We start from the raw sequence: 699 nt of genomic DNA on the forward strand, positions 1-699 counted from the left end.
GCCGAGATAGTTGGCCGAGGCGATCCAGCCGGCATCGGCCGGCGACAGATGCAGTTCCTGCATCATGCCGGGCAGGATCGGCGTGTAGACGAAACGGCCGATGCCCATGGCAATCGCCATGGCAATCATGCCGGCGAAGGCGAAACGCAGCGCTGTCGAGGTGGCCGATGTCATTGCACTGCACAATAAGTGCAGGGATCGCTGAAACAATCGCCATCTGTTGGGCCAGTGCGTGCGCGGGACGCGGTGCTCGCCTCGACTTTCCCCAAGCCGAACGCTTCGCGCCTGCTCAGCAGCGACCGCCGGCGCGTAGCGGAGCCGTTTCGTGCACTGTCCGCCGTGCCGTCAGCCTGAACGGCACATCGCCCAGTTCGCGCTCCGACATGGTGTTCAGCACCGGATGCGAAAGCGGATCGATCAGCCATCTCTGCGCCTCGCCGTCCGGGCGCGGCTCATACGGCCTGCTCGCAGTGAAAAAGACCTTCAGCGACGACGACAAAATCCCTAACATTTCCGGCTCCACAGGTCTGTCTCTCCCGACAAAATCTGCCGTTTCGATATGCCTATCAATTGAGATTTCAGCCGGATCAGTTTAGAAAAACTCAATGGCCATGCTCAACCGCGTCCATCTCAACGGCCTCCGCGCCGTCGAAACCGTTGCCCGTCTCGGATCGCTGGCGGCGGCGGCCGGTGAGCTCA

General features: G+C 61.8%; 2 protein-coding genes and 1 pseudogene. 1 reads left to right on the plus strand and 2 read right to left on the minus strand.

The window, feature by feature from the left end:
• Together EN893_RS36500 and EN893_RS36505 are read right to left on the minus strand one after the other, a co-directional pair.
• Positions 1 to 174, minus strand: a 174-nt coding sequence (locus EN893_RS36500; RefSeq protein WP_128362287.1) for a YbfB/YjiJ family MFS transporter, incomplete at its 3' end; no start/stop codon positions are given.
• A gap of 115 nt (positions 175 to 289) precedes the next feature.
• Complete coding sequence (locus tag EN893_RS36505; protein ID WP_127271618.1) at positions 290 to 511, minus strand: hypothetical protein; 222 nt, start codon at positions 509 to 511, stop codon at positions 290 to 292.
• Between the two features lie 94 nt (positions 512 to 605).
• On the opposite strand from EN893_RS36505, the pseudogene EN893_RS39740 reads away from it, so the two are divergent.
• Positions 606 to 699, plus strand: a pseudogene (locus EN893_RS39740) (LysR family transcriptional regulator); the annotation flags it as partial.

The sequence above is a fragment of the Mesorhizobium sp. M7A.F.Ca.CA.004.04.2.1 genome, from assembly GCF_004022825.1.
Lineage (GTDB): Bacteria > Pseudomonadota > Alphaproteobacteria > Rhizobiales > Rhizobiaceae > Mesorhizobium.